This is a genomic window from Streptomyces sp. NPDC030862, from assembly GCF_055571835.1.
Genome location: NZ_JBVIEN010000009.1, coordinates 239,018 through 254,294, shown reverse-complemented (window position 1 = coordinate 254,294; position 15,277 = coordinate 239,018). Strand labels below are relative to the sequence as shown.

The following is a 15,277-nucleotide window of genomic DNA, read 5'->3' as shown; positions in this document are numbered from 1 at the left end:
TAGAACTCAGACGAACGACAGCGCGTCCGGGCCGAGGGGCGGGACAAGTCCCTCGGCCGCCGCGCGGGTGAGCAGGCCCCGCACCGCCGCGTAGCCGTCCTCGCCGAGGCCGGCCGTGAACTCGTTGACGTACAGGCCGATGTGCTGATCGGCCACCGCCGGGTCCATCTCCTGGGCGTGTGCGCGTACGTACGCGCGCGACGCCTCCGGGTCGTCCCAGGCCATCCGGACCGACGTCCGCGCCGACTCGGCGAGCAGCCGCAGCGTGTCCGCGCCCAGGGAGCGCTTGGCGATGATCGCGCCGAGCGGGATGGGCAGGCCCGTCGTGGACTCCCAGTGCTCGCCCATGTCGGCGAGGCGGTGGAGGCCGTAGTCCTGGTAGGTGAAGCGGGCCTCGTGGATGACGAGCCCCGCGTCGACCTTGCCGTCCCGTACGGCCGGCATGATCTCGTGGAACGGCATCACCACGACCTCGCCGACGCCCGCGGGGACGACGTCCGCCGCCCAGAGGCGGAACAGCAGGTACGCCGTCGAGCGCTCGCTCGGCACCGCGACCGTCTTGCCCTGAAGGTCCGCGCCCGGCTCGCGCGTGAGGACCAGCGGGCCGCAGCCCCGGCCCAGCGCGCCGCCGCACGGCAGCAGGGCGTACTCGTCCAGCACCCACGGCAGCACGGCGTACGACACCTTGAGGACGTCCAGCTCGCCGCGCTCCGCCATGCCGTTGGTGACGTCGATGTCCGCGAAGGTCACGTCCAGCGGGGGCGCGCCGGGGACGAGGCCGTGGGCCCAGGCGTGGAAGACGAAGGTGTCGTTCGGGCAGGGCGAGTACGCGATCCTCACAGGTCCTCCAGGAAGACGGTGGTGGCGATCAGCTCGAAGGCGTACCGCAGGGAGTCCATCGCCCGGCCGATCTGCCAGGCGGCGCGGTCGCGCGGGCCGACGGTGTTGGAGACGGCGCGGAGCTCGACGACCGGGACGCCGTGCGCGGCGGCGGCCTCGGCGACGCCGAAGCCCTCCATCGCCTCCGCGGCGGCCTTGGGGTGGCGGGCGACCAGCTCGGCGGTGCGGTCGGCGGTGCCGGTCACCGTCGACACGGTGAGGACGGGCGCGACGACGTGCCGCTGCCCGCCCGCGCGCAGGGCGGCGGCGATGCGGTCGGTCACCCCGGCGGGCGGCCGGTGTACGGAGCGCCCGAAGCCCAGCTCCTCGACGGTGAGGTAGCCCCCGGGCGTGTCGGCCCCGAGGTCGGCGGCGACGATCGCGTCGGAGACGACGACGGCGCCGAGCGGCGCGTGCGGCGGGAAGCCGCCGCCGATCCCGGCCGAGACGACGAGGTCGTACGCGTACGGGGCCGAGGCCAGCGCGCTGGTGGCGCCCACGGCGGCGGCCGCGGGTCCGACCCCGGCGGCCACGACGTCCACGAGGACGTCGGGCACCGTCGTATCCGCGGCTCCCGGCGCCGGGACGCCGTACAGGCCGCCCCACCGCGTGTGGGACACCGTGTGGCCCGAGCGCAGGCGGCGCGGCGGGCCCGGCGGTGCGAAGCCCGCCAGGCCGCGCGTGACGGCCTCGGCCTCCGCCGGGACCGCCGTCACGACGAGGAAGCGCAGCGTCAGGACGTGGCCTTCTTCAGCTCGAAGTGCCAGATGCCCGTCAGCTTCTTGCCGGTCGTCTCGACGATGCTGATCTGGGCGGTGTTGGACATCTCGCCGGTCTGGCTCGACAGGAAGGCGTTCGCCGGAATCGTCCGGTACGTCTTCTTGAAGGGCTCCTGCTCGGCCTGCTGGCCGCCGATGAAGAGCGTCCAGCCGTTCTCGGCGATCTCCGGGTCCACGCCGAAGCGGATCCGGTCGTCCAGGGAGACCTCGATGGTCTTGCCGGACTTCTTGTCCAGGCACTTCTGGATCTCCGACTCCTTGATCGGCTCGCCGTCGTTGTAGCAGGTCGCCTCGGCGTGCACGGAGTCGGACCCGACCGTCACGGTCGCGAGCGGGGTCGGCTTTTCGCCGCAGGCGGAGAGGACGAGGAGTCCCGCGGAGACGGCACCGAGAGCGACGCCGGCCCGGCGGGCCCTACCGGAAATGAACGCAACGGTCATGGCTCGAAGGCTATACGCCACCCCGCATCACGCCACGCGGGGGTGCGGCGTGCCGCCGTGCCGGGCCGCCGACAGCAGGCCCCGGACCGTGATCAGCGCGCCGGCCGCGAGGATCGCCGCGGCGACCGACATGCCCAGGGAGCCGTTGAGCGGCAGGGCGATGCCGATGGCGCCGCCGACCACCCACGCCATCTGGAGCAGCGTCTCGGAGCGGGCGAACGCCGACGTGCGCACCACCTCGGGCACGTCGCGCTGGATCATCGCGTCGAGCGACAGCTTCGACAGGGCCTGCGACAGGCCGGCGACCGCGCCGAGGGCCGCCACCGCGACGCCGCCGAAGAACACCGCCGCGACGACCGCCGCGGTGAGCGCCAGCGTCAGCATGGTGGCGACGATCACCTCGGGCGCGCGGGCCCGCAGCCAGGCGCCGATCGCGGTGCCGCAGGCGTTGCCGACGCCCGCCGCGACGCCGACGATGCCGAGCGAGACGGCCGCGCTCTGCCCGGACAGCGGGTGCTCGCGCAGCAGGAACGCGAGGAAGAAGATCAGGAAGCCGGAGAGCGCGCGGTGCGCGGCGTTCGCCTGGAGGCCGTGCAGGACGGACGGCCCGACCGTGCGCAGGCTGGGCTTGCGCTCGCCGTGGGTCAGGATGTGCGCCTTGCGCTCGCCGCGCGCCGAGTCCACCTTGTGCGGCATCGACAGCGCCAGGAACGTTCCTCCGACGAAGAGCACGCACGCCCCGTACAGCGGCCACCGCTCCCCGAGCAGCTGCAGCCCGGCCCCGACGGGCGCGGCGACCCCCGTCGCCAGCAGGCCCGCCAGCGTCACCCGCGAGTTCGCCTTGACGAGCGAGAAGCGCGGTGGGAGCAGGCGCGGCACGACGGCGCTGCGGACGACTCCGTACGCCTTCGACGCGACGAGCACGCCGAGCGCGGCCGGGTAGAGCTCCAGCCCGCCGGTGGCGACGGCGCCGGACATGGTGAGCGCGAGCACCGCCCTGGTCAGCATCGCGCCCGCCATCGCCGCGCGGCGGCCGTGCGGGATGCGGTCGAGGAGCGGGCCGATGACGGGGGCGAGGAGCGTGAACGGCGCCATGGTGATGGCGAGGTACAGCGCGACGCGGCCGCGCGCCTCGTCGGTCGGCACGGAGAAGAAGACGGTGGAGGCGAGCGCGACGGTGATCATGACGTCACCGGCGCCGTTGATGGCGTGCAGCTCGATCAGTTTTCCCAGGCCCGATTCGCCCGCGCCCTGGGCGTGCGTGGCGCGCCGGATGCCGCGCGCCGTGCCCGTGATGGGCAGGTGCAGCGCACGGCCGACCCGCCCGGCCGCCCTGCGGAGCGGCCCGGCACCGTCGGACGCGTCGGAGGACGACCTCGCGGCTGCCACCCCGTCATAGTGCCCCACGTGCCACTTCGATGAACCGGTATGACGGCTACTTGGGGCGGGCAGGTGGGCGGCGGGCTGCGGAGGGGGTAGCGTGCGTAGCGCGCCACCGGCGGCTGTTCTCGGCCGCGCGCCTCTTCGGCATCCCGCAGAATGGATGACGATAGGTGTGCCCGGGAAACGGAAACGTCGGGCGCGGACGTCGATGCGGTCCCCCGGTCCGCTCCGCCCGCCGCCCAACATCGCGACTCGGCCGGCGCATCTGTGAGACGGCGTAGGAGAGAAGCGAGACCTGTGAGTGCTGCGACGACGCGAAGCCGTACTGCGCGTACCCCCGCCCCGGACCGGCTGTGCGCGGAGGCGGTAGACCTCGCCAGGGAGGCGGCCGAGGAGGTCGCCGCGCCGGGCGTCGTCGGAGAGCACGCGGGAGTGGTCGCCGAGGGTGACCGGGTCGTCACCCACTTCTTCGCGAGCCACGAACCCGGCTACCGCGGCTGGCGGTGGGCCGTCACCGTCGCCCGCGCCTCCCGCGCCAAGAACGTCACGCTCGACGAGGTGGCCCTGCTGCCGGGCTCGGACGCCCTCCTCGCCCCCGAGTGGGTGCCGTGGAGCGAGCGCCTGCGGCCCGGGGACCTCGGGCCCGGCGACCTGCTGCCCACGGAGCAGGACGACCTGCGCCTGGAGCCGGGCTACACCGGCGAGGACGAGCCGCCGCCGAACTCCCCGGTCTCCGAGGAGGTCGCGGAGCTGGCCGCCGCCGAGGACGCCGAGTTCGTCGCCCGCACGCCCTCGCGGGGCGCCATCGCAGCCGTGGCCGAGGAGCTCGGCATGCGCCGCGCCCGGGTCCTGTCGCGGTACGGGCTCCACGTCGCGGCCGACCGCTGGGAGGAGTCCTTCGGCGCGAAGACCCCGATGGCCCAGGCGGCTCCGGCCTCCTGTGCGAGCTGCGGCTTCCTGGTGCCGCTGGGAGGTTCGCTGCGGCTGGCGTTCGGTGTCTGCGCCAACGAGTTCTCCCCGGCCGACGGGCGCGTGGTGTCCCTCGGGTACGGCTGCGGCGGGCACTCCGAGGCCGCGGTCATGCCGAAGCCGCCGCGCCCCGCGCCGCCGGTCCTCGACTCGATGGGCGCCGACGCGTTCCCGCTGCGCCCGGCCCGTGACGAGGGCTCCGTCCCGGCGACCTCGCCGGACGCCGCCTCCGAGGACCTGGGCCACAGCTAGGGCCTGTCTTCCGGATCTTGCCGGGCTCGCGTGCCCTGGCACCGCACCCCCAGAGCTTCGCCTGGGGGTGCCCCCACGCCGCGTTGTCGTCGGTCGCCACTGCTCCGCAGTGGCTCCCTCCTCCGCCTTGCGATGTACGGCACCAGACCCCGCTCCCTGATCCGGCCTGATCCGAAAGACAAGCCCTAGGCCCTGCCACGCTTCAGATCGCTCTCACGCGGTACCTTCGGGCCCCGTACAGGCACAGTCCACGAGAGCGGAGCACGACGTGAGCGTGAGGGCCATGGCGACCGAAGGCGCGGCCGACCCGTTCGGGACCGCCCGGTTGCGGCGCGGGGTGCTCGACGCCTGGGGCGCCGCACCCGCCCGGTTCCGGGAGGACGCCAACGCCGAGGAGGACCTGGCGCTCGGGGGCTACCGGGACCGCCTGGTGGTGGAGCTCGCCCAGAACGCCGCCGACGCCGCCGCCCGCGCGGGCGTGGCGGGCCGCCTGCGGCTGACGCTGCACCCGGCGGACCCGGACCCGGCCGGCGACGGCCGCGCGGTGCTGGTCGCCGCGAACACCGGCGCGCCCCTGGACGCGACGGGCGTCGAGTCGCTGTCCACCCTGCGCGCGTCCGCCAAGCGCGAGGGCCACGAGAGCGCGGTCGGCCGCTTCGGCGTCGGCTTCGCCGCCGTGCTCGCGGTGAGCGACGAGCCCGCGGTGGTGGGCCGCCACGGCGGGGTGCGCTGGTCGCTGCGCGAGGCGCGCGAGATGGCGGCCGACGCCGCGAAGGCCAGCCCGGGCCTCGGGGACGAGCTGCGCCGCCGCGACGGCCACGTGCCGCTGCTGCGCCTGCCGATGCCCGCCGAGGGCACCGCGCCCGAGGGCTACGACACGGTGGTGATCCTGCCGCTGCGGGACGCGGCCGCCGTGGACCTGGTCGAGCGGCTGCTCGCGGGCGTCGACGACGCGCTGCTGCTGACGCTCCCGGGCCTCACCGAGGTGGTCGTGGAGACGCCCGGTGGCAGCCGCGTCCTGACCCGTACGCGGCGGGACGGGTACACGCACATCGAGGACAGCGAGACCGGGACGCACCGCTGGCGGACCGTCAGCCGGCAGGGGGCCATCGCACCCGACCTGCTGAAGGACCGGCCCGTCGAGGAGCGGCTGCGGCCGCACTGGTCCCTCACCTGGGCCGTGCCCGTGGACGAGGAGGGCGCACCCGTCCGCCCCCGCACCGCGCCCGTCGTGCACGCGCCGACGCCGACGGACGAGCCGCTGGGCATCCCGGCGCTGCTGATCGCCTCCTTCCCGCTGGACACCACGCGCCGCCACCCGGCGCCGGGGCCGCTGACGGACTTCCTGGTGCGGCGGACGGCGGAGGCGTACGCCGAGCTGCTCGCCGACTGGCGGCCCGTGTCGACGGGCACGATCGACCTGGTGCCGGGCCCGCTCGGCAAGGGCGTGCTGGACGGCGCGATCCGGGGCGCGGTGCTGGAGCTGCTGCCGCGCGTCGCGTTCCTCGCCCCGGCGGCCCCGTCGGAGGAGCTCCACGCCCTGCGCCCGTTCGAAGCGGAGGTCGTGGAGGGCGCGGGCGCCGAGACCGTACGCGTCCTGGCGGAGGTGCTGCCGACGCTGCTGCCGGCGGGCCTGGAGCGCCGGACCGAGCTGCGCGCGCTGGGCGTGGCGCGGCTGCCGCTGGGCGAGGCGATCGACCGGCTGGCGGGCGTGGAGCGGGCGCCGGAGTGGTGGCACCGGCTGTACGAGTCGCTCGCGGGCGTGGACCCGGACCGGCTGACGGGCCTGCCCGTGCCGCTGGTCGGCGGGCGCACGGCCATCGGGCCGCGCCAGGTGCTGCTGCCGCTGCCGGACACGCCCGTGGACCTCACGCGCCTGGGGCTGAAGGTGGCGCACCCGGACGCCGCGCACCCCGTCCTGGAGAAGCTCGGCGCGGTGGCGGCGACGCCCCGCGCGGTGCTGACCACGCCTCAGGTGCGGGCGGCGGTGGCCGCCTCGCTGGACGCCGAAGACGTCTGGGACGAGGACGCTCCCGACGCGGACGAGCTCGCGGACGCCGTCCTCGCGCTCGTACGGGAAGCCGGCCTGGAGCCGGGCGACGAGCCGTGGCTGGGCGCGCTGGCGCTGCCGGACGAGGACGGGGAGCTGGCGCCCGCGAGCGAACTGGTCCTGCCGGGCAGCCCCTTCGCCTCGGTCATGCGCGAGGACGAACTGGCGCTGGTGGACGCGGAGTTGGCCGAGCGCTGGGGCGAGCAGCCGCTCGCCGCCTGCGGGGTGCTGGCGAACTTCGCGCTCGTCCGCGCCACGGACGTCGTGCTCGACCCGGACGAAGTGGAGCCGCGTGAGGGCGACTTCCCCGAGCCGGACGACGTCGGCCTGCTGGACGCCGTCGACGTGTGGTGCGAGGACGTCCTGGACCGGCTGCCGGACACGCCCGTGCCGCCGGTGGCGACCGAGATCGTCGCCGTACGGGACCTGGACCTGGTGGACGACGACGCCTGGCCGCAGGCGCTCGCGCTGCTCGCCCAGCCGCCGCTGCGGGACGCGCTCACCCAGCGGGTGCGGATCCTGCTGCCGGACGGCACGACCGAGACCGTCCGCTCCTACACGGCGTGGTGGCTGCGCGGCCACCCGGTCCTCGACGGCCGCCGCCCGGCCGGGCTCCGGGCCGCCGGGGCCGACCCGCTGCTGGAGGGCCTCTACGACGGGGTCGACACGACGGGCTTCGCGGACGCGCAGGTGCTGCGCGCCCTGGGCGTCCGCACGTCGGTCGCGGCGCTGCTGGAGGAGCCGGGCGGCGCGGCGGAGCTGCTGGCGCGCCTCGCGGACCCGGAGCGCGAGGTGGACGCGGCCCAGCTGCACGGCCTGTACACCGCGCTCGCGGACCTCGACCCGGAGCAGGTGTCGCTCCTCCCGGACGAGCTGCGCGCCGTGGTCGACGGCGAGGTGCGGGTGGTGGACGCGGCGGAGGCGCTGGTCGCGGACGCGCCCGACCTGCTGCCGCTGGCCGGGGGCCGGGCGCTGCTGCCGGTGGCCCCGTCGCGGGCGGCGGAGCTGGCGGAGCTGTTCCAGGTGCGGCGGCTGAGCGAGGCCGTGGACGCCGAGGTGACCTCGGAGGGCGAGGTCCACGACGTACCGGAGTCGGTGCACGCCCTGCTCGGGACCGGCACCCCGGAGACGTACGTCGAGCACGAGGAGCTGCGCGCCGGGGGAGTGGAGCTGGACTGGCTCCGGACCCCGGACGGCACGGTCCACGCCGCGACGCTGGAGGGCGTGGCGGCGGGCCTGGCGTGGGCGGCGGGCCAGTGGCCGCGCCGCTTCGAGGTGGCGGCGCTGCTGGAGGACCCGTCGCGCACGGAGGAGCTGGCGCGGGACCGCTGGTTCGACTAGGACGCGTTCGACCGCTGGTTCGACTAGGGCGCCACGACCCGTTTCGCCAACGGGTCGTCAGGCGTTGGCCGAAGCCCGGGTCCGGACTTCACTCATATATGCGGTTTACCTCCTTAATAGCCCACTTCAGGCCCTGCCTGTGGTGGGCTGGTAGGCGTTCCATCCCCCCACACCAAGGAGCGAACATGCCTGCCGCAGTAGCCGACTTCATGGAAGAACTGGTCACCCAACCGCGCCGCCAGCACGCCTTCCGCCGCTCGGCGGAGGCGTACGTCGCCGACAGCGCCCTGACCGCCTCGGAGCGCGAGGCGGTGGTCTCCGGTGACGTGGAGCGCATGCGCACCGCGCTGGCGGAGCACAGCCGGGTCAAGGAAGAGGCCCACGCGGTGCTCGTCGTCATCATCTTCAACCCCGACGAGGTTCCGTCCGGCGCGTGAGCGAGCCCATGCATGAGGGAGTCGGTGGTCCGGTGAGGGAAACCATGGACAATGCGCAACTGGTCGTCGTGGGGACCGGATTCCGGGCCATCGGCGACCTCACCGTCGAAGCACGGGCCTGTCTGGAACAGGCCGACAAGGTGCTGTGCCTGATCGGGGACCCTCTGGTCACCCGCCACATCGAGAAGTTGAACGCCTCGGTCGAGACGCTCGACGTCCACTACGCCGTCGGCAAGCCGCGTAACGCCTCGTACGAGGACATGGTCGACCACATCCTGTCCGAGCTGCGCCGCGACCAGTTCGTCTGCGTGGCCCTGTACGGGCACCCCGGGGTGTTCGCCTACACCGGGCACGAGGCGATCCGGCGGGCGCGCGAGGAGGGCATCGCGGCGCGGATGCTGCCGGCGTGTTCCGCGGAGGACTGGCTCTTCGCCGACCTGGGCCTGGACCCGGGAGAGCGGGGCTGTCAGAGCCTGGAGGCGACCGATTTCCTGATCCGCCACCGCGTCTTCGACCCCACCGGCCTGTTGATCCTGTGGCAGGTGGGTGTGATCGGCATGATCGACCGCGACCCCGGGTACGACGCGCGTCCCGGCGTCACGATTCTGGCCGATGCCCTGGCCGCCTCCTACGGTCCCGATCACCCGGTCACGGTCTACGAGGCATCGCCGTACGTGACCGCGGAGCCGCGCACGACGACCGTTCCCCTGGCCGAGCTCCCCGACACCCCACTGTCGGCGGCCTCCACGCTGGTGGTGCCGCCCCTGCCGCCGCGGCCCGTCGACCGGGAGCTGCTGGGCCGCCTCGCCGCCCGCCGCTGACGGGCGGGGGACACGTGTCGGTCGTCGCCGGGCGCCCGGCGACGACCTCAGCCGGCCGCCGGCGCCGGCCGGGCGTCGCCGCGCACCACGGCCAGCACCTCGATGTCGCGCCAGCCGCCCCCGCGCCAGACCGCACCGCGGGCCGTGCCCTCGTAGACCATCCCCGCCTGCTCGGCGCAGAGGCGCGCGGCCTTGTTGCCGACCTCCACGTGCGCCTCGATGCGATGCGTCTGGGTGTGCGTGAAGAGGTAGTCCACGAGCGCGCGGCCCGCTTTCGACATCACGCCGCGCCCGCGGGCCTCCGGCAGGAGGTAGGCCCCGATGTTCCAGCACTGCGACACCCCGTTGTAGGCCACCGGGCGCCAGGTCACCGCGCCCACGGCCGTGTCCCCCCGCACCACGGCCAGCATGCCGAGCTCGGGTGACAGCAGCCGGTTCGTCTCCCACCGCTGACGCAGCGTCGACGTGTGGCCCGACCAGCCGGTCCACGCGTACTGCCCCATCACGTCGGGGTCGTTCAGCGCCCGGTCCAGCATTGCGAGTTCGCTGTCCTGGAAAGGACGGAAGGGAACACCACTCCCCATGCCCGGTACCTCGCTCATCTCTCGCCTCACCCTTCGGAAACCCTCACCGGAGCCGGCGTCCGGAGTGTCGAAAGCCGCCCTCGCCTGGACCCTGGCGGGCGCCACGGCGGCGCTGGAGTACGGCCTGGAGGCCAGGTGGGCGCTGCGCCGGCGGCGCCAGGACCGCCTCCGTCCGTCCCAGCCGCTCGCGCGGGACCGGCGCAGCACGTACGTCCTGCTCGGCGCCATCGTCCTCGGTGAAGCCGGCGCGGCGGTCCTGATGCGCCGCGCTCCCTCCGCCCGCATGACCGGGGACCGCGCGGCCAACACGCTGATCGCCCTGCCCGGTGTCTGGGCCGGGATCGCGCTGCGCCACTGGGCGGTGGCCACCTTGGGCGAGCACTTCAGGGGCACCGTCGACGTCCGTCCCGGCCAGCCGGTGATCCGCACCGGCCCCTACCGCCACCTGCGGCATCCCTCGTACGCCGGAGGGCTGCTCATGATCGCCTGCGCCGGGTTCGGCCTGGACCACCCACCCGCCCACCTCGTCCTGGTCGGCGGCACCCTGGCCGGGATGCTCTACCGCATCCGTACCGAGGACGCCGTCCTGATCTCCGCGCTGGGCCCCGCGTACGCCGAGTACGCCGCCCGCACCGCACGTCTCGTCCCCGGTGTCTGGTGAACCGTCGGACCCGGTGACGGAGCGGGGTGCGGAGCTCATGCCCGGTTACCTGGGCCGCACGACCGCCCCGCATGCGGCGGCAGGGCGCATACCGCCCGATGGAGTGAACGGACGGACCGACGCCCGCTCCTGGCGGAACCAGGGCCCTAGCCGGCCGCCGGGACCTTCCGGGGCACCAGGCGCCACGCGACCTCCAGCACCGCCGCGCCGAGTGCGGCGATGGCGACGGCGGCCCACGGCATCGTCGTGCCCACGAGCTTCAGGGCGAAGAAGTCCTGGAGCCAGGGCACGACGAGGACGACGAGGAAGCCGAGGCCCATCGTCACCACCAGGCCCACGCGCCACCAGGTGTAGGGGCGGGCGATGATCGCCAGCACCCACAGGGACACCAGGAAGAGGGTGAGCGTCGCCGCGCTGGTCTCGGCGGCGAGCGCGCCCTCCCCGCTGTAGTGGGTGCGGGCGAGCAGGTAGGTGGCGAAGGTGGTGGCGGCGGCGATGAGGCCGGCGGGGATCGCGTACCGCATGACGCGGCGTACGAAGTGCGGCTGGGCTCGCTCCTTGTTGGGCGCGAGGGCGAGGAAGAAGGCCGGGACGCCGATGGTGAGGGTGGACAGCAGCGTCAGGTGGCGGGGCAGGAAGGGGTACTCCACCTGCGAGCACACCACCAGGATCGCCAGCAGCACCGAGTAGACCGTCTTCGTCAGGAAGAGCGTGGCGACGCGTGTGATGTTGCCGATGACCCGGCGGCCCTCCGCGACGACGGACGGCAGCGTGGCGAAGCTGTTGTTGAGCAGCACGATCTGCGCGACCGCCTTGGTGGCCTCGGAGCCGGAGCCCATGGAGACGCCGATGTCGGCGTCCTTGAGGGCGAGGACGTCGTTGACGCCGTCGCCGGTCATCGCGACCGTGTGCCCGTGCGCCTGGAGCGCGCCGACCATGTCGCGCTTCTGCCGGGGGGTGACCCGCCCGAACACGGCCCCTTCGTCCAGGGCCGTGGCCATCTCCGCCCGCTCGGCGGGCAGGCGGCGCGCGTCGACGGCGCGGTCGGCGCCGTCCATGCCGAGCTTGGCGGCGACGGCGCCGACGGAGACGGCGTTGTCGCCGGAGATGACCTTGGCGGCGACGTTCTGGTCGGCGAAGTAGGCGAGGGTGTCGGCCGCGTCGGGCCGCAGCCGCTGCTCCAGGACGACGAGGGCGGCGGCGCGGGCGGTGGAGGCGACATCGGGGTCGTCCAGGGCGCCGGTGACGCGGGCGAGGAGCAGCACCCGCAGGCCCTGGGCGTTGAGGTCCTCGATCTCGTCCAGGACGGGGTCGCCGTCGGGGAGCAGCACGTCGGGCGCGCCGAGCAGCCAGGAGCTCGTCCCCTCCGGCTCCTCGAAGGCGGCGCCGCTGTACTTGCGGGCGGAGGAGAAGGGCAGTGTCTGGACGCAGGTCCACCTGCTGTCGGGACAGGCGTCGATGATCGCCTGGAGGGAGGCGTTCGGGCGGGGGTCGGACGCGCCGAACGCGCCGAGCACCGCGCGTACGTACGTCTCGTCGTACCCGTCGAGCGCCCGCAGCCCGGTGACGTCCATGCCGCCCTCGGTGAGGGTGCCGGTCTTGTCCAGGCAGACGACGTCGACGCGCGCGAGCCCCTCGATGGCGGGCAGCTCCTGGACGAGGCACTGCTTGCGCCCGAGCCGGATGACGCCGATGGCGAAGGCGACGGACGTCAGCAGCACCAGCCCCTCGGGCACCATCGGGACGATGCCGCCGACCGTCCGGGCCACGGACTCCTTGAGGTCGGTGTCCTTGACGACGAGCTGGCTGATGACGAGCCCGATCGCGGTCGGGACCATCATCCACGTCACGTACTTCAGGATCGTGGAGATGCCGCTGCGCAGCTCGGAGTGGACCAGCGTGAAGCGCGACGCCTCCTCGGCGAGCTGCGCGGCGTACGCCTCGCGCCCCACCTTGGTGGCGGTGAACGCCCCGCCGCCCGCGACGACGAAGCTGCCGGACATGACCTCGTCGCCGGGTTTCTTCACGACGGGGTCGGCCTCGCCGGTCAGCAGCGACTCGTCGACCTCCAGGTTGTCCGCCTCGGCGATCACGCCGTCGACGACGACCTTGTCGCCGGGGCCGAGCTCCACGCAGTCGCCGAGCACGATCTCGGAGGTGGAGAGCCGCGCGGCGACGCCGTCGCGCCGGACGGTGGGCTTGGCCTCGCCGATGACGGCGAGCCCGTCGAGGGTCTTCTTGGCGCGGAGCTCCTGGATGATGCCGATGCCGGTGTTGGCGAGGATGACGAAGCCGAAGAGGCTGTCCTGGATCGGCGCGACGACGAGCATGATCACCCACAGCACGCCGATGATGGCGTTGAAGCGGGTGAAGACGTTGGCCCGGACGATGTCGGCGGCGGAGCGCGAGGAGCGTACCGGTACGTCGTTGACCTCGCCCCGCGCGACCCGCTCGGCCACCTCGGCGGCGGTCAGCCCCCCGGGCCGGTGCCGTACGGGTGGCGCCACCGGGTGGACGGGGTCGAGCTCCGCCCCGGCGTCGATGACGGGGGCCCCGGGCTCGGGGCCGTCGGTGTCGATCTTCGCCCGCTGCGTCATGTCTTCGACGGTACGGCGGGAGGCGGGCGTTCACCCCCCGAGTAGGGGGAAGATCCGACCACAGGAGGACGGGGATGGTCCCGTGGACCTACGGGCCGGGCCCGGTGGCTTACCGGTCGGGCGGCGGCCGCCACCTGATCGGCCTCAGGAGTCGGACGGCTCCCGCGCCGCGTCCTGCTCGGCGCGCGCCCGCTTGATCGCGGCGTCGCGCTTGCGGACGTACCAGATGCCGATCAGGCCCAGACCGCCGCCCGCGAGGCAGGTCCAGACCCACCAGGTGAGGTCGCGGTCGGCGAACCAGCCGTAGAACGGGACCTGCACGAGGAAGAGGGCGAACCAGAGGATCGTGCCACCGGTGATCGTGCCGACGACGGGCCCCTCCAGGGGCTCCGGTGCCTCGTGCTTGGGGGTCCACTTCGCCATGCGGCGAGTCTATGCGGAGCGCCGACGGGCGTCCGAGCCGCGGCGGCGTCCCACGGACCGGACGCATCTACGCGCGGAGATACCGATCTTCGCATGATGCATTCATACTGAAACGGCTTATGCCTGACCGGTTTCTTTCGTGTGAATGAACGAACACGACCGGTCAACCCCCTTCCCGCCCCCCGCACCCTGAGGTTTCGCATGCCCTCCTCGGTCACCGCTCCGGTGGACACCGGCGCCACGCCGCCGTCCCCGCAGCAGCCGATCAGCGGCCTGGACCGCTACTTCAAGATCACCGAACGCGGCTCCACGGTCGCCCGGGAGGTACGCGGCGGATTCGCGACCTTCTTCGCGATGGCGTACATCATCGTGCTGAACCCGATCATCCTCGGCAGCGCCAAGGACATGTACGGTCACCAGCTCGACGGCGGCCAGCTCGTCACCGCCACCGTCCTGACCGCCGCGCTCTCGACGCTCCTCATGGGCGTCATCGGCAACGTCCCCATCGCCCTCGCCGCCGGCCTCGGCGTCAACACCGTCGTCGCCCTGCAGCTCGCGCCCCGCATGTCGTGGCCGGACGCGATGGGCATGGTGGTCCTGGCCGGCATCGTCGTGATGCTGCTGGTCGCGACGGGCCTGCGCGAGCGGGTGATGAACGCCGTGCCGGTCGGGCTGCGCAAGGGCATCGCCATCGGCATCGGCCTGTTCATCATGCTGATCGGCCTGGTGGACTCGGGCTTCGTCTCCCGTATCCCGGACGCCGCCCACACCACCGTCCCGCTCCAGCTCGGGTCGAGCGGTCACCTCTCCGACTGGCCGGTCCTCATCTTCGTGCTCGGCGCCCTGCTCACCCTCGCGCTGATCATCCGCAAGGTGCCCGGCGCCATCCTCATCTCGATCGTCGTCATGACGATCGTCGCGATGGTGGTCAACGCCGTCGCCACCATCCCCTCCTGGGGCCTGACCACCCCGACGTGGCCGGGCAACCCGGTCGCCACCCCCGACTTCGGGCTGGTCGGCGAGGTCAGCCTGTTCGGCGGCTTCGAGAAGGTCGGCCTGCTCACCGGCTGCCTGTTCGTCTTCACCGTCCTCCTCTCCTGCTTCTTCGACGCCATGGGCACGATCCTCGGCGTCGGCGACGAGGCCAAGCTGATGGACAAGGACGGCAACTTCCCCGGCATCAACAAGGTGCTGCTCGTCGACGGCCTCGCCGTCGCCTCCGGCGGCGCCACCTCCTCCTCCGCCACCACCTGCTTCGTGGAGTCCACGGCGGGCGTCGGCGAGGGGGCCCGTACCGGCCTCGCCTCGGTCGTCACGGGCGCGCTCTTCTCGGTGGCGCTGTTCCTCACGCCGCTCGCCACGATGGTCCCGTCCCAGGCGGCCACCCCGGCCCTGCTGGCGGTCGGCTTCCTGATCCTGGCCGGGTCGGTGAAGGACATCGACTGGAGCGACTTCACCATCGCCGTGCCCGCCTTCCTGGCGATGCTGATGATGCCGTTCACATACTCGATCACCAACGGCATCGGCATCGGCTTCATCGCCTTCAGCGTGCTGCGGCTGGCGGCCGGGCGCGGCCGGGAGGTCCCGGTGGCGATGTACGTCGTGTCGGCGGTCTTCGTCTTCTACTACGCGATGCCGTCGCTGGGCCTGACGTGAGCCGC

Annotated in this window: 13 protein-coding genes; 6 read left to right on the top strand and 7 right to left on the bottom strand. The window is 73.6% G+C overall.

The genetic code is table 11. The features are described from left to right. Window positions 1–6: 6 nt before the first annotated feature. From ACZ42X_RS24625 to ACZ42X_RS24610, 4 genes are read right to left on the bottom strand one after another with little or no spacing between them, the layout of a single operon-like run. Window positions 7–834, bottom strand: a complete 828-nt coding sequence (locus ACZ42X_RS24625; protein WP_468294418.1) for a 1,4-dihydroxy-6-naphthoate synthase — start codon at window positions 832–834, stop codon at window positions 7–9. A gap of 2 nt (window positions 835–836) precedes the next feature. Further along, a complete protein-coding gene (locus ACZ42X_RS24620) occupies window positions 837–1,610 on the bottom strand; it encodes a futalosine hydrolase (RefSeq protein WP_468294415.1) in 774 nt (257 codons plus the stop codon). A gap of 2 nt (window positions 1,611–1,612) precedes the next feature. After that, window positions 1,613–2,098, bottom strand: a complete 486-nt coding sequence (locus ACZ42X_RS24615; RefSeq protein WP_468294023.1) for a DUF2771 domain-containing protein — start codon at window positions 2,096–2,098, stop codon at window positions 1,613–1,615. Between the two features lie 27 nt (window positions 2,099–2,125). Continuing rightward, a complete protein-coding gene (locus ACZ42X_RS24610) occupies window positions 2,126–3,487 on the bottom strand; it encodes an MFS transporter (RefSeq protein ID WP_468294020.1) in 1,362 nt (453 codons plus the stop codon). A 291-nt stretch (window positions 3,488–3,778) separates the two neighbouring features. Between ACZ42X_RS24610 and ACZ42X_RS24605 the strand changes: the two genes are divergently transcribed. The 4 genes from ACZ42X_RS24605 to ACZ42X_RS24590 all read left to right on the top strand — a co-directional run bounded on the left by ACZ42X_RS24605 (window position 3,779) and on the right by ACZ42X_RS24590 (window position 9,351). After that, window positions 3,779–4,702, top strand: coding sequence for a DUF3027 domain-containing protein (locus tag ACZ42X_RS24605; RefSeq protein ID WP_468294017.1), 924 nt, complete (start codon window positions 3,779–3,781; stop codon window positions 4,700–4,702). Between the two features lie 283 nt (window positions 4,703–4,985). Beyond that, on the top strand, window positions 4,986–8,093 hold the full coding sequence (locus ACZ42X_RS24600; protein ID WP_468294014.1) for a sacsin N-terminal ATP-binding-like domain-containing protein: 3,108 nt from the start codon (window positions 4,986–4,988) through the stop codon (window positions 8,091–8,093). Between the two features lie 185 nt (window positions 8,094–8,278). Then, window positions 8,279–8,530 carry a hypothetical protein gene (locus ACZ42X_RS24595; protein WP_468294011.1) on the top strand — a complete coding sequence of 84 codons (252 nt, stop codon included), beginning with the start codon at window positions 8,279–8,281 and terminating at the stop codon, window positions 8,528–8,530. Between the two features lie 44 nt (window positions 8,531–8,574). Further along, on the top strand, window positions 8,575–9,351 hold the full coding sequence (locus ACZ42X_RS24590) for an SAM-dependent methyltransferase (RefSeq protein WP_468294008.1): 777 nt from the start codon (window positions 8,575–8,577) through the stop codon (window positions 9,349–9,351). Between the two features lie 47 nt (window positions 9,352–9,398). Here the strand turns inward: ACZ42X_RS24590 and ACZ42X_RS24585 are convergent, their stop codons facing one another. Continuing rightward, a complete protein-coding gene (locus ACZ42X_RS24585) occupies window positions 9,399–9,953 on the bottom strand; it encodes a GNAT family N-acetyltransferase (RefSeq protein ID WP_468294005.1) in 555 nt (184 codons plus the stop codon). A gap of 46 nt (window positions 9,954–9,999) precedes the next feature. On the opposite strand from ACZ42X_RS24585, the gene ACZ42X_RS24580 reads away from it, so the two are divergent. Further along, entirely contained in the window at window positions 10,000–10,596 is a 597-nt protein-coding gene (locus ACZ42X_RS24580; protein ID WP_468294002.1) for a methyltransferase family protein, read from the top strand. A gap of 146 nt (window positions 10,597–10,742) precedes the next feature. Here the strand turns inward: ACZ42X_RS24580 and ACZ42X_RS24575 are convergent, their stop codons facing one another. Next, window positions 10,743–13,193 (bottom strand): HAD-IC family P-type ATPase, encoded by a 2,451-nt coding sequence (locus tag ACZ42X_RS24575; protein ID WP_468293999.1) that lies wholly within the window; start codon window positions 13,191–13,193, stop codon window positions 10,743–10,745. 144 nt (window positions 13,194–13,337) lie between these two features. Continuing rightward, on the bottom strand, window positions 13,338–13,616 hold the full coding sequence (locus tag ACZ42X_RS24570; protein ID WP_468293996.1) for a DUF2530 domain-containing protein: 279 nt from the start codon (window positions 13,614–13,616) through the stop codon (window positions 13,338–13,340). A 201-nt stretch (window positions 13,617–13,817) separates the two neighbouring features. Here ACZ42X_RS24570 and ACZ42X_RS24565 point away from each other — a divergent pair, with 201 nt between their 5' ends. Beyond that, window positions 13,818–15,272, top strand: coding sequence for an NCS2 family permease (locus ACZ42X_RS24565; protein WP_468293993.1), 1,455 nt, complete (start codon window positions 13,818–13,820; stop codon window positions 15,270–15,272). The last annotated feature ends 5 nt before the right edge of the window (window positions 15,273–15,277 follow it).

Bases quoted from the DNA above. Each gene is read 5' to 3' on its own strand.
- ACZ42X_RS24575 (WP_468293999.1), bottom strand. From the start codon at position 13,193: ATGACGCAGCGGGCGAAGATCGACACCGACGGCCCCGAGCCCGGGGCC.
- ACZ42X_RS24570 (WP_468293996.1), bottom strand. From the start codon at position 13,616: ATGGCGAAGTGGACCCCCAAGCACGAGGCACCGGAGCCCCTGGAGGGG.
- ACZ42X_RS24595 (WP_468294011.1), top strand. From the start codon at position 8,279: ATGCCTGCCGCAGTAGCCGACTTCATGGAAGAACTGGTCACCCAACCG.
- ACZ42X_RS24585 (WP_468294005.1), bottom strand. From the start codon at position 9,953: ATGAGCGAGGTACCGGGCATGGGGAGTGGTGTTCCCTTCCGTCCTTTC.
- ACZ42X_RS24590 (WP_468294008.1), top strand. From the start codon at position 8,575: ATGGACAATGCGCAACTGGTCGTCGTGGGGACCGGATTCCGGGCCATC.
- ACZ42X_RS24615 (WP_468294023.1), bottom strand. From the start codon at position 2,098: ATGACCGTTGCGTTCATTTCCGGTAGGGCCCGCCGGGCCGGCGTCGCT.
- ACZ42X_RS24565 (WP_468293993.1), top strand. From the start codon at position 13,818: ATGCCCTCCTCGGTCACCGCTCCGGTGGACACCGGCGCCACGCCGCCG.
- ACZ42X_RS24600 (WP_468294014.1), top strand. From the start codon at position 4,986: ATGGCGACCGAAGGCGCGGCCGACCCGTTCGGGACCGCCCGGTTGCGG.